This window comes from Syntrophales bacterium (assembly GCA_026417625.1).
GTDB lineage: Bacteria > Desulfobacterota > Syntrophia > Syntrophales > UBA8958 > JAOACW01.
Genome location: JAOACW010000014.1, coordinates 1 through 12,891, shown reverse-complemented (window position 1 = coordinate 12,891; position 12,891 = coordinate 1). Strand labels below are relative to the sequence as shown.

Annotated in this window: 10 protein-coding genes; 5 read left to right on the top strand and 5 right to left on the bottom strand. The window is 44.8% G+C overall.

What is annotated here, in order from left to right:
- The first annotated feature begins 49 nt into the window (after positions 1 to 49).
- From N2317_08130 to N2317_08115, 4 genes are all read left to right on the top strand, one after another.
- Positions 50 to 2,173: an ATP-binding protein gene (locus N2317_08130; protein MCX7817455.1), complete on the top strand. Its 2,124-nt coding sequence runs from the start codon at positions 50 to 52 to the stop codon at positions 2,171 to 2,173.
- Positions 2,174 to 2,207: 34 nt separating this feature from the next.
- Positions 2,208 to 3,584 (top strand): sigma-54 dependent transcriptional regulator, encoded by a 1,377-nt coding sequence (locus N2317_08125; protein MCX7817454.1) that lies wholly within the window; start codon positions 2,208 to 2,210, stop codon positions 3,582 to 3,584.
- Between the two features lie 392 nt (positions 3,585 to 3,976).
- Entirely contained in the window at positions 3,977 to 4,852 is an 876-nt protein-coding gene (locus tag N2317_08120; GenBank protein MCX7817453.1) for an SMP-30/gluconolactonase/LRE family protein, read from the top strand.
- A gap of 111 nt (positions 4,853 to 4,963) precedes the next feature.
- On the top strand, positions 4,964 to 6,889 hold the full coding sequence (locus N2317_08115; protein ID MCX7817452.1) for an NAD(P)/FAD-dependent oxidoreductase: 1,926 nt from the start codon (positions 4,964 to 4,966) through the stop codon (positions 6,887 to 6,889).
- A gap of 110 nt (positions 6,890 to 6,999) precedes the next feature.
- On the opposite strand, the gene hslO is transcribed toward N2317_08115, so the two are convergent.
- Genes hslO through N2317_08090 form a run of 5 tightly spaced genes read right to left on the bottom strand, consistent with a single transcriptional unit; the run spans position 7,000 to position 12,230 of the window.
- A complete protein-coding gene (gene hslO / locus N2317_08110) occupies positions 7,000 to 7,887 on the bottom strand; it encodes an Hsp33 family molecular chaperone HslO (protein MCX7817451.1) in 888 nt (295 codons plus the stop codon).
- On the bottom strand, positions 7,884 to 8,387 hold the full coding sequence (locus N2317_08105; protein ID MCX7817450.1) for a hydrogenase maturation protease: 504 nt from the start codon (positions 8,385 to 8,387) through the stop codon (positions 7,884 to 7,886). The genes hslO and N2317_08105 overlap by 4 nt, the downstream gene beginning before the upstream one ends.
- A 58-nt stretch (positions 8,388 to 8,445) precedes the next feature.
- The gene (locus tag N2317_08100) at positions 8,446 to 9,876 is read right to left on the bottom strand and encodes a Ni/Fe hydrogenase subunit alpha (GenBank protein ID MCX7817449.1); all 1,431 of its coding nucleotides are present in this window, start codon (positions 9,874 to 9,876) and stop codon (positions 8,446 to 8,448) included.
- A gap of 12 nt (positions 9,877 to 9,888) precedes the next feature.
- Positions 9,889 to 10,434, bottom strand: a complete 546-nt coding sequence (locus N2317_08095; GenBank protein MCX7817448.1) for an NADP oxidoreductase — start codon at positions 10,432 to 10,434, stop codon at positions 9,889 to 9,891.
- Complete coding sequence (locus N2317_08090; GenBank protein ID MCX7817447.1) at positions 10,434 to 12,230, bottom strand: molybdopterin-dependent oxidoreductase; 1,797 nt, start codon at positions 12,228 to 12,230, stop codon at positions 10,434 to 10,436. Before N2317_08090 ends, N2317_08095 begins: the two co-directional genes overlap by 1 nt.
- Positions 12,231 to 12,504: 274 nt before the next feature.
- Here N2317_08090 and N2317_08085 point away from each other — a divergent pair.
- On the top strand, positions 12,505 to 12,891 hold a 387-nt coding region (locus tag N2317_08085), incomplete at its 3' end, for an FAD-dependent oxidoreductase (protein ID MCX7817446.1).

Sequence of the window (12,891 nt, the reverse complement as noted above, 5' to 3'; positions counted from 1 at the left end):
ATTTATAACATCTTAACGTTAACATAATCTTAGGTGGGAGTAAAAAAGTATGGCCGGTTTAGAGAAAAACAGTGGAAAAAAAACGGCCATTACAAAGGAAAAACTCCTTTCTTCTATCCTGACAATTGGTCGAATGCTCACTAGACCTGTTCCCATTGATACCGTTCTGAACGCCATTGTTAGGGAAACACAGAAATTTTTTGGGCTTAATCGAGTGGCAATCTTTCTCGTAAACAAAGAGGCGAGGTTACTGGAGTGTAAGTATCTAGCTGGTTTTGTTACGGATGAGGAGGTTCATCGTGCTTTAACTTGGCCTTTACACATGGATAAGCATAACTGTCAGGAAACGATAGTTGCGAGGACAGGTAAAACGGTCTTCATAAAGGATAGGTTTAGTGATCCTCGCATTACAGTGACAGACCGTAAGATGGATGAGTACTGGAAGAGGAAATCTACCATCACGGCACCTCTCAAAATTAAAAGGGAGGTAATAGGTGTTTTAGAAGGAGACAGTACGGAGGGGGTATTGGAACTTAGCAGAAAGGATATTTCACTTTTCACTTTTTTTGCGAATCAAGCGGGAATAATTGTGGAAAATGCTCGATTACATGCACAGAACAAGAGGAAAATAGATCAGCTTCTTTTACTTCAGCAATTGACAAATCGTTCAGTAACTATTGATCAAATCAAAAAGTTTATAGATGTCATTGCTAAAAATGCGATGAAAATGACCGAGGCTCAGGGTTGTGAAGTTTTCCTGGTGGAGAAGAATGGGACCGCTATTTCAGTATTGTCGAGAAAAGGTGTATGTCTATTTGATCAAAAGATTCATACACCGGCGATTAATATTTGGGATAAGGTTGTGGAGACGGGCAGACCAGTATTAATTTACAACATAAAAGAAGGTGCGGAGAGATACGATTTGTCTGGTAATGTAAAATCTGTACTTTCGGTGCCGATGATATGTGAAGGCGATGTACTGGGTGTTGTGAGTGTGTACTCCAGCAGGATTGGAGCATTTACCAAAAACGACATGGAGATACTTTCGATAATGGCAAATCACTCAGCTGTACTTTTGAGAAATGCAACTTTGTATGAGCAGGTTATTGCAGAGAGAAATTTGGCGGAGAACATCTTTGAGAGTTCCCCCAATGGAATTATAACTATCGACAGTAGCGGATGTGTCCAATCGGTAAATGGCCGAGCGGAACAGATTCTCGAGATATGCCGCGCGGACATTTCAGGTAAACATATCAAAGAAATAGAATCAACGGCAGTTCGTGAGGTGTTGCAGGCGGCACTCAAGAATGGACCAAAGCATGAAATTGTGGATGTCTGCATTGAAAAGAAGAATGGTGATATGGCTATTTTGGAAATAGAGAGTTCTTTTGTGAAAAATTTAGAGGGGAACCGCTCCGGAACAATAATAACCATACAGGATGTGACAAAGGTCAGAGCGACGGAAGATCTTATTAGAAGAATGGATAGACTATCTTCTTTGGGACAGTTATCCGCGGGTATTGCCCATGAGATACGAAACCCCCTCGCCGGTATCAATTTGAACCTTCAAATGCTGGCAAAAAAAGCGATTGGAGACTCACAGGTGCTTGAATTGATAAATGATTCACTCAGGGGAATTGAGAGAATAAATAGACTTGTCAAAAATGTTCTTGATTTTGCGAGGCCGGCTGCTCCCCAATCTAGGCGATCTTACATAGATAATATTATAAAGGAAACGGTGCATGTTCTTGAACCTCAATGTGCAAATAGGGGTATTCAAGTTGAAGTGGATCTTCCGGTTTCGATACCTGCTATGGTTTTTGATGAGGATCAGATTCGTCAAGTGTTGTTAAATATATTAATTAACGCGGTAGAATCGATGCCATCGGATGGGGGTAAAATAACAATTTCGGGGTCGGTGGAGAATCAAGGAGGAAAACATGGGAAAAAGTTCCGTCTGGTAATTATAGACAATGGAAGTGGTATCAGGAGGGAGCATCTACCTAAGATTTTTGATCCCTTTTTTACCACGAAACCTGATGGAACAGGTTTAGGACTCTCGATTGTTCACAAGATATTGGAACAGCACAATGCCACAATCGAAGTGGAGAGTGCCGTAGGAAGGGGAACAAAGTTCACTTTAATATTCCCCATGGAGGCGTCTGTACATTGAATTACAATAATCGGAACTATGGTGGGTGAGTAAGGTGTATAAGTACAGAATTCTCATAGTTGATGATGATGAACTATTGCAGAAGCCGCTGAAACAGATTTTGTCTGAGAAATATAAGACTGTTATTGTAGGAAGCGGTGAAGAAGCTCTCGATGTGATCAAGAAGGAAAGGTTTGATCTTGTGTTGTTGGATATACGTTTACCTGGTATTGATGGTATAGAGACCCTCAAAGCTATTCGAGAGACCGACAAAGATATACTTGTGATAATGATGACGGCATATGAGGACATAAGAACCGTGATTACCTCCATGAAACTCGGTGCATTTGACTACCTTGTGAAGCCACTTGATATGGAAGAGATTGAAATTATTGTAGAGAGAGCACTGGAGAATCTCAGACTGAAAAGGGAGCTTGAAGTTTTACGGCGGGCGTACATCAGAGAATTTGATGTTGAAAAAATAGTGATGGCAAGCAAGGAGATCCGTGAAGTGTTCAACAAGGCGGACAAAGTGGCACGTAGCTCGGATACAACGGTGCTAATAGAAGGTGAGACAGGGACGGGAAAAGAAATAGTTGCTCGCTACATACATTATCGGAGTGACAGATTTGGGCGACCTTTTATGGCTATTAACTGCGGAGCAATAAGCAAAGATTTAGTGGAAAGTGAGCTTTTCGGTTACGAGAAAGGTTCGTTTACCGGTGGGTTGAAAGAAGGAAAAGAGGGGAAGATTGAAGCAGCCAATGGAGGAACACTTTTCCTGGATGAGATAAGTGAACTATCACATCAGACCCAAGTAAATCTATTGAGATTTCTTGAGGAAAAGGAGTTTTACAGAGTTGGGGGTACTGCAAAGATAAGCGTAGATGTTAGAGTAATTGCAGCGACAAATAAGAGTCTCGCCGATGCAGTGAAAGAGGGCACTTTTCGTAGAGACCTCTTTTACAGATTGAATGTTGCATGTATACAGGTGCCCCCACTTAGGGAGAGGAAGGCTGATATTATACCTCTTGTAATGTTCTTTATGGATAAATTTAACAACAAGTTCGGGAAGAATTTTCAATCAATCTCAAAGGATGCTCAGTTACTTCTACAGAGCTACGATTGGCCCGGTAATGTCAGAGAGTTGAGGAACTTAATAGAGCGTATTGTTCTAATGGAGGATGGTAGGGAAATAAAATCTTCTCATTTGGAAATGCTTATTGGACAATCACCCCGGGAAACTAAAAGACCTCAGAGGGATGAAATAGATATTCCATTACAAGGTGTGGATTTAGAAGAAATCAACAAAAAATATATAATGCGTGCACTAGAGCTTAGTAGGGGTAACCTTTCCAGAGCGGCTAGGCTGTTGAATATATCGAGACCGACGCTGGCATACAGGGTACAAAAATATGGGCTGTCGAGATGATAAGTTGTTGCGTTAAAAATATTAACGAAATGGGAAAATATTAATCAAATGATTAATCTGTACACGATCCAGAAAAAATGCTCATTACTTTCCGCGGCACAAATATATCTCATACTTGCCCTTGATTTTCTCCTTAAGTTTGCATTTAGTAAAAGAATCATGTGTTTCATAATATAGTGAGTACGGGCTGTTGCGAATACCAACAGCCTGGCATTTGTCTTGCAGTTTGAGATTTTTTGAGTTTGCTCTTCCATTTGTTCGGGCACGCTGAGAGGGGGTGTTATCACCGTCAAAATTGAGTGGTTCTCTGATTACTGCGTCAGGATTGGGGTCTGCAAAAATTTTATAACATTATGAAGTGAATCCTTTATTAAAAGGAGGGAGGACGAGCCATGACAGAAAGAAAAATAGAGACGCTCGTTTATGGTTATGATTATTTGGAAGCTCCGCGATGGCGGGAAAATAGATTGTGGGTTTCTGATTTTTACACCCATCAGGTGATCGCAGTGGATATGGAGGGTAAGGTTGAGAAGATCACCACAGTTGAGAAACAGCCCTCTGGACTCGGTTGGCTGCCTGATGGAAGGCTCTTGGTTGTATCAATGCTCGATAGGAAAGTAATGAGACTGGAGCCTGATGGTTCTCTTGTGACACATGCAGACCTTTCCGACATTGCCGGTGGACCTGTGAATGACATGGTTGTGGACACTAAGGGGAGAGCATATGTGGGTAATTTTGGCTTTGATCTCATGGGGGGTGCTCCTCTTGAGACTGCCAAGTTGGCTCTTGTAGATGCAAGTGGCAACGCGAGTGTAGCGGCTGAAGGTCTCTTTTTCCCCAATGGTATGGTGATCACACCTGATGGGAAAACGCTACTTGTGAACGAAACGTTTGGCAACAGAGTGTCAGCATTCGACATCAGGGCTGACGGAACTTTGGGACCCAGGCGTGACTGGGCTGTCTTTGGACCTCTTCCTGAAAGTGGTGATCTTGCCCAGTTTTTCCCCAAGATAAAGGTGGCACCTGATGGTTGTGATCTTGACGATGAAGGTACACTATGGATCGCTGATGCTGTGGGAAATCGTGTGATCCGTGTAGCCGAGGGGGGTAAAATACTTGATGAAATTTCCACGGGAAACATGGGCGTTTTTGCGTGTGCGCTCGGTGGTTCAGATCGTCGTACCCTTTTTCTGTGTGTTGCACCAGACTATCACGAGGATAAGCGTCGTGGAGCGGGTGAGGCAGCAATCTGGTTCGTTAGGTTATAAAATGTGAGGATTTGTGGGGTTATAATCCAAAGTAACTGTCTTAAGCTCATGGGTAAGATCTAGTGTAGGGATTGTGTTCCCTAGTGTTCAGAGAGAAAGGAGGATAAACCAATGACGGAGAAAAGAGAAAGTTTATTGCTGACACCCATTAAGGTGGGTGAAGTGACTATAAAGAACAGGTTTGTTGTTGCCCCGATGGTTACGGTATTTTGTGACCAGGATGGTATGGCGACGGAACGTTTCATTGCGTATCATGAAGCAAAGGCAAGAGGTGGTTGGGGACTCATCATCGTGGAAGATTATGCTATTGATCCTATTGGTAGGGGATTCTGGACCCCTGGTCTGTGGAAGGACGAACAGATTAAGTCTCATGCCCTTCTGGTCGATGCCGTTCACAAAGCCGGTGCAAAAATTATCGCTCAAATATACCACGCTGGTCGGCAGACAACATCGGCACTTGTGGGTGCCCAGCCTGTTTCAGCTTCGCCTGTACCCTGTCCAGTTCTGGGAGAAGTACCCCGGGAACTTTCCCGTGAGGAAATTAAAACTATTGTGAAGAAGTTCGGGGATGCGGCCTTTAGAGCAAAGGAAGCGGGTTTTGATGGCGTGGAAGTGCATGGGGCCCATGGCTACTTGATAGCCCAGTTTATGTCCCCTTATTCCAACAAACGTACCGATGAATATGGAGGTCCTCTCAAAAACCGTATACGTTTTCCTCTGGAAATAATCGCAGAGATAAGGAAAAGATGCGGTGAGAACTTTCTGATTGATTTCCGTATCTCCGGGGATGAGCATGTTGTAGGTGGGCGCACCATAGATGAGACTAAGGTTATAGCGAAAGCACTAGAAGAGGCGGGTGTTAATATGCTTCACATTTCTGCGGGTACTTATGAAAGTGTAGCAGCTATTATACCTCCTATGGGAACTCGCCTGGCCTGGATCACTGACTACGCTGCCGAGGTGAAGAAGGTTGTAAATATACCTGTAATCACAGTAGGGCGTATAAACGATCCTCTTGTAGCGGAAGAAGTTTTGCGTTCAGGCAAAGCAGACCTTGTGGCAATGGGGAGAGCCTCCCTTGCTGATCCTGAGCTGCCCCTAAAATATGCGGAGGGTCGCTATGAAGATATCAGACATTGCATTGGTTGTCAGCAAGGTTGTCTGGAAGTGCTGTTCCGTAACGAGCCCATTCGCTGTCTCGTAAATCCGACCCTTGGATTTGAGTACAGAGATGAACTCAAGAAAACGCAGCAGCCCAAAAAGGTAACAGTTGTAGGGGGAGGGCCAGCAGGGTTAGAAGCTGCCAGGGCTGCCGCATTGGCTGGACATAAGGTTACCCTGTATGAAAAGATGGACCGCTTGGGAGGCCAATTTTTGGATGCCGCTGTTCCTCCTGGAAAGGGTGAAATTACTTCATATATAACCTGGGCTGGGAAACAGTTGGAGAAACTGGGCGTTAATGTTAAACTTAGTTCAACGTATGATGAGGCGACCTGTAAGGAGGAAAAACCGGACGTTGTCATAGTAGCTACGGGGGCTTATCCGTACAAACCATCCATTGGAGGTATCGACGGTAAGAATGTAGTTACGGCCAGAGAAGTACTGCAGGGAAAGGCAACAACAGGTCAGAATGTTGTCATTGCCGGTGGTGGTATGGTAGGTTGTGAAACGGCTAGTCTCCTCGCTACGATGGGAAAGGTGGTCACAATAGTAGAGATGCTTCCTGATATTGCCACAGATGAAGAGATTACCCGCCGTGCGAAATTACTGAAGTTTCTGGAGGACAAGAAGGTCACGGTGATGACGGGTGCGGAGATTAAGGAAATAACCGAAAAAGCTGTGCATGTTACGAAAGACGGTAGGGATGTGGAGATACCAACAGATACGGTGGTCCTTGCCCTCGGTATGGTTTCCGAAAACAGCCTCGCTGGTTCGCTATCAGGAGTATCATCTGTAAAGGTGGTTGGGGATGCGGTCAAACCTCGAAATGCCCTTGAAGCCATAAGAGAAGGATTCCTTGCAGGGGCCAGTATCTGAATGGGAAACATCAGTGGGGGGCATAGTACCGCCGATATCGCAAATTATTGTGTGTAGGATGTTTTGCAGGATACTATGTCCCCTTTTTCGTTTTTCAACTGCGTAGACTCTCAGTGGAGTTTTATTTTCAATAGGTTTTCAAGCTCATGTTTGTTAAAGTAGTAGTTCTGCCGACAGAATTCACAAGTGATTTCCGCTTCTCCCCTTTCTTCTATAATAGAGGAAATCTCTTCTTCTCCTAGGGCAAGGATGACTTTTTCAATCATCTTTCTGTCGCACCTGCAGCGGAAGTAAAGGGGATACCTTTCCAGTATGTGGTAAGGTATTGGGCCGAATATTAGAGAAATAAGATCTTCTTCTGTTTTTCCTGCGAGCAAATGTTCAGTTACGGTTTTAATTTTGCTTATTCTATCGATCAGTTCATCGGTGGTTCGTTCATCTATCGGAGGTAGGGTTTGAATTAGAAACCCGCCTGCTGCCTTAACACTCCCATCGGGGTTGACGTATACACCGAGTCCAATGGCAGTGGGAATCTGTTCTGATTCGGCGTAGTAATATGTGAGGTCCTCCGCAATTTCTCCTGTGATCAGTCGAACGATGCCTGTTAGGGGACTCTTAGTACCGAGATCCTTAATGACGGTGAGAGTGCCATTTTTGCCTACGGCACTGCCCACATCGATTTTTCCATTTTTAGGAGGAATTTCTACTTGGGGGTTTCCAACGAAGCCGCGAACGTACCCGTTCCTGTCTGCTTCGACAATAATTTTCCTGAGTGGACCATCTCCTTCAATTTTAAAAGATAGTCGTTGGTCCCTTTTCAACAAAGAAGCCATAAGCGCACCACCGGTTAGTGCCCTTCCCAAAGCGGCTGTGGCTGTAATGGATGTTTTATGGATGGTTCGTGCTTCGTTTGTTAGATGGGTAGTTGCACATGCGAGACCCAGCACGTTTCCCTTCTCACTGATGACCCTTATCAGACGATCGTTATAGCTGGTCATTTTTTTGTGTCCTCTTGCTGCAAAAGTTGTTCGATATAAGCTAAAGCAGGTTCCAAGAGCTGCATCGTTTTTGGTGAAAGATTTCGGTGAAAGTCGAAGTCGTGACCTCTTATGGAAACAATGTAGGCACGGGGTTCTTCGTTGTAAAGGTCCTTGAGGAATGCAAGAAGCGTTGGGGCGGTTAAGTGGTGAGAGAACAGAAGTGACTCGTACGATGGTGTAACCGATGATACATACACTTCGCTTTCTTTAGGCACTGTGTGGGCATCAACAAAAATGATTTTCTGATAACCGATGATGTCCTCGAGAATTTCGGGAGTTAACTGGTGCACGAAAATTGCGTTAACGAAACCTTTCATTTCTTCAAGGCCTGTTTCGTACTCCCCGAGTGGTCTTAGACCAAGGCGTTTTCGGATGGCATTTACTATCCACCATGCAACACCATCGTCGGCACGATCAATGTTTCCCAGACCAATGATCAGAACTTTTTTCTGTTCCATTTTTGAACAGAGGCTACCCCTTATTTACAACAGGGGTAGCCTTGAGTGACTTGCCTCTTTAGCGGGATTTTCTATCAAGAATGCTGCCGTCCGCGCTAAAAAGAATGACCTCTAAAGGCATTTTGCCAATTGCATGCGTTGCACAGGACAGGCATGGATCGTAGCATCTGATGGCTGCCTCAACTCGGTTCAACATACCTTCGGTTATTTTGCCGTCGTTTATGAAATTTTTCGCCACTTGCGCGGCGGCAGTTTGCATTGCCCAGTTGTTGTTTCCGGTGGCTACGATGAGGTTTACGCGGGTTAAAAGACCGTTTTCATCGGTACTGTAATCGTGGAATAGGGTTCCTCTGGGGGCTTCGATTACACCAACACCCTGTCCGGGTAATTGCGCTGTGGGAGGATCTGTTCTTACATCAGTACTCATGATGTCCGGATCATCTAGAAGGACCTGCAAGTGCTCCAATGCGTGTAAAAGCTCAATCATCCGGGCGTAGTGGTAGTACAGAGAACCCTCTATTGGTTTCCCTCCGTTCAGCTGTTTGAATTGTCTTAGCTCTTCATTGGCAAGTGGTGTATTTATCTTATCACAGACATTGAGCCTTCCCAAAGGTCCAACACGGTAAACCCCTTTTGGCCATCCAGCTCTTCTCAAGTAGGGGAACTTCAGGAATGACCATGATTCTACATGTTCTGCGATGTGGATCAGGTAATATTCCGGCTTGAATTGGGAGAGAATTTTGCCACTGCTATCCTTCACCCTGATTTCCCCTTCGTACATTTGTAATCCACCTTCATCATCCACGAGACCCATATAGGCCGAGGGGAATGAAGCAAAGTTATCTGCCAAATCACTGTTTGATTCGATCCAATTTTTTGCCGTTTGTAGTGCAATTTTGGCAGTTTCCAGTGCGTTGTCATACTCAGATAGGATTTCTTCTCTGATTTTACGTGTTAGCGGTGCGTTGACTCCCCCGGTAACAGCAAAGTTTGGATGTACCCTTTTACCTCCCAGTTTCTCGATGATCCTTTGACCGTAGCTCCTCAAGGCCACGGCTTTTAAGGCGAGTTCGGCGTTATTCTTGATGATTCCCACCACGTTGCGTATAGCTGGATCGGCATCGAAGCCTAGAAGTAGGTCCGGTCCCGCAAGGTGGAAGAAGTGCATGCCGTGGGACTGTATTATCTGACCCATGTGCATCAGTTCCCTGAGGAGTTTTGCCGGCCGAGGTATTTCTACACGAGCAATAGCATCACATGCTTTTGCCGCGGCTAGGTGGTGGCTTACCGGACATATACCACAGATACGCTGGGTTATCTGGGGCATTTCAAAATAGGGTCGTCCCTCACAGAACTTCTCCAAACCCCTGAACTCATCGACATGGAAGAAAGTTTGTTCTACCTCACCTTGTTCATTAAGATGAATGGTAACACGGGCATGTCCCTCAATCCGTGTAACTGGTTCTATGGTAATCTTTCTTTGACCCATAATTAGGCTCCTTTAATCGTAAGTTAGGAGTTCCTGCGGTAATTCCACAGGGAATCGTCCGGCGAGTAGCTCGGTTAAGACGTAATAAATAGCATCTGCCCGGGGAGGACAACCGGGTATGTATAGGTCAACCTTTACCACCCTATCCACCGGAAGCACTGTTTCCAATGGTTTACCAAGTTCCGGTGAATCAGGTATCAAACCATCCACTACACTTTCGGCTTCTAAGTAGGCTCTTCTTAAGGCTTCTTCTGTACCACAGAGATTTCTCATCGCAGGTACTCCACCAAATACCGCGCAGTCACCCATTGCAATGAGTATTTGACACCTTTCGCGCATCATTTTTGCAACATCTACATTGTGAGTATTGCAGATAGCTCCTTCAAGAATACCTACCGTAACCCCATCTTTTGGAGGATGTTTGAGGTCAGTGATGGGACTGGAGGTGATCTCCACCTTCTCCAGCAAGTTTAAGATTCTTTCATCAATGTCCAGAAAAGACATGTGGCAACCAGCGCAGCCTGCAAGCCAATCTGTGGCTATTTTGACCTTAGTCATTATGCATGCTCCTTTCCTGAGAGGGCTTTTAGGACGTCTTTTGATAGCTCTTCGAAGGGTTCCACCTCTAAACCCAGTTTTCCGCCGAGGAGTGAAAGGATCTCCCAATCCTGTTTGGCTTCACCTTTAATTTCTGTAGCTTGGTTCATGGTCTGAATTCGACCATCTGTGGCCATTACAGTTCCTATTCTCTCAGACCAGTTTGTTGAAGGTAGCAACACATCTGCGTGTTTCACAATGGGTGATAAGTAAGAGGATTGAACGATTAAAAAAGGTTTTTTTGCCTCATCTACTTTTAATTCTTCAACATAGTCATCACCTGCAACCACGTACAGTACTTCTTCTACAATCGGTGTTTCTAAAACCCCATTTATTCCCAGATTAGCTGCTGCACAGAAGTTTAAACCTCTTTCGAGAGGTATAAAGGATGCCTTTCCCTGAAGTTTTTTCAAGCTTTCAAACATCTCATTGGATATGTTGGCCCCGTAAAGAACAACGGGTCTTAATGAGGTTTCTAGGAGTTTCACCACTGATTCGATTTCCTTCACGGCGAATGTACCTGATGCAAATGGGGACAGAGTGTTTTCTCCATTATCATCTATTATGTAAAGTTTGCTGCCCTGATCGATGGAACGTTTTACCAAATAAGCTGCCACGGGATGACTTTCATGCAGGTCTTCCTGAACAATGAGTACCGCATCGCTTGCGGCGATTTCGCTTAATGATGCTGGCGCACCATCGAGTGGTCGAGGGGCCACGTTGCTCAGAGTCCCTAATCTGACATTTTTCGTGGCGGTCGGAAACATCTTTTTGATCGCGAAAAGGGCTTCGTTGGTGATATCGCCGGAAACGTACACGCCCAGCTTGCCTTCTTTTAGTGATTTAATTGAGTTTGCCGTTACTTCCAGGGCTTCATCCCATGTTGTAGGATATAGTTTTCCTTTCCGCCTGACCATGGGGGAAGTTATACGTGTTCTCTTTTCTTCCAGTATCCTGAATCTTCCCCTTTCACACAACAATCCGCCGTTTACAGGAGATTCCCAATCACTATCTACACGGATTATATGATCACCCTTTACCGATATTTGAAAACCACAAGCTATACTACAACGGTTGCAACTACTCTTCACTTGCCTAATCTGACTGGTTTTGCCCATGTACGATGAACGGCGATCTATAATGGCTCCAGTGGGACACACCTGGGCACATGTGCCACAGGAAATACATGTAGATTCACCCCAGGGTGTATCAGTGTCACATTTTAATAACGTCGCTGACCCCCGTTTGCCGAGTCCTAGTGTATGGTTGGCTGCTATTTCTTCGCATGCCCTGATACAACGGGCACAAAGTATGCACCTGTTGTGATCTAGAATGAGATGTTTGTGTGTGGCGTCAATGGGATATCTCTTTGTATAGGCTTCGTATATAAAATGTTCTAGTCCATACCGATATGCCAAATCCTGGAGCTCGCAACTACCACTCATTTCGCAGAAAGGACAAAAGTGGTTTCTCTCTGATAGGAGCATAGAGAGGATGAATTTTCGAGCCTTTATAAGTGCTGGTGTTTCAGTCTCCACAACCATACCATCCCGTACAGGGAAGGTGCACGCAGTTTGTAGATTACGCTCACCTTTCACTTCCACAAGGCAAATACGGCATGCCCCAATAGGCTTCAGAGCTGAGTGGTGGCAGAGCGTCGGAATGTATATCCCCGCTTGATCTGCAACCTGAAGCACAGTACTTCCTGCCGGAGCTGTTATCTCTTCTCCATTAATGGTGATTTTAACAGTCTCCATCTTTGAGCATTGTCTCCTTTCTGTGGGAATTGTTTGTTCGGGAAAATCTTGTAAATCTCTACAGTTCTCCGGAGTAGTTTATTGCTCTACTTTCCTGCTTTACACCGATGGCGGCTATACCATTAGTTCTCACCGTGGTCAATATTTTATTTAAATGTCTTCAAGGTCGGTCGGTATGTTGATTTATGTGTTTAACTGTTTTGGATTAGGTTTTTATATTGACAGTTTCTTTTGTCTGTGAATAATGGACTCTCTACCTAGGGGAAGGAGTATCATGGAGAAGTTTGAGGTAATTGTTGTGGGAGGTGGGCTTGCGGGACTTTCTGCAGCATACACGCTGGCTGGCGCTGGAGTGGAAGTTCTGGTGCTTGAGAGGGGTGATTATTCTGGAGCAAAGAATGTTACCGGTGGCCGTATTTACACCGGTCCGATTCGCAGTATGTTTCCAGAACTTTGGGAAGATACCCCATTTGAAAGGTGCATCACAAAAGAGGGAATTACCCTTCTTGCCAACGGAAAAACACTTACCTTTAACTACACTGATCCGTACTTAAGTGAGGAGCCTTGTAGGAGTTATAGTGTACTCAGGGCCCGCTTTGATCGCTGGTTGGCGGATAAGGTTGAAAGTAGGGGGGCTATAATCTGTCTCTTATACACATCT

Excerpts from the sequence above, each read along its gene's own strand:
- N2317_08130 (MCX7817455.1), top strand. The coding sequence starts at position 50 with ATGGCCGGTTTAGAGAAAAACAGTGGAAAAAAAACGGCCATTACAAAG.
- N2317_08120 (MCX7817453.1), top strand. The coding sequence starts at position 3,977 with ATGACAGAAAGAAAAATAGAGACGCTCGTTTATGGTTATGATTATTTG.
- N2317_08115 (MCX7817452.1), top strand. The coding sequence starts at position 4,964 with ATGACGGAGAAAAGAGAAAGTTTATTGCTGACACCCATTAAGGTGGGT.
- hslO (MCX7817451.1), bottom strand. The coding sequence starts at position 7,887 with ATGACCAGCTATAACGATCGTCTGATAAGGGTCATCAGTGAGAAGGGA.
- N2317_08105 (MCX7817450.1), bottom strand. The coding sequence starts at position 8,387 with ATGGAACAGAAAAAAGTTCTGATCATTGGTCTGGGAAACATTGATCGT.
- N2317_08100 (MCX7817449.1), bottom strand. The coding sequence starts at position 9,876 with ATGGGTCAAAGAAAGATTACCATAGAACCAGTTACACGGATTGAGGGA.
- N2317_08095 (MCX7817448.1), bottom strand. The coding sequence starts at position 10,434 with ATGACTAAGGTCAAAATAGCCACAGATTGGCTTGCAGGCTGCGCTGGT.
- N2317_08090 (MCX7817447.1), bottom strand. The coding sequence starts at position 12,230 with ATGGAGACTGTTAAAATCACCATTAATGGAGAAGAGATAACAGCTCCG.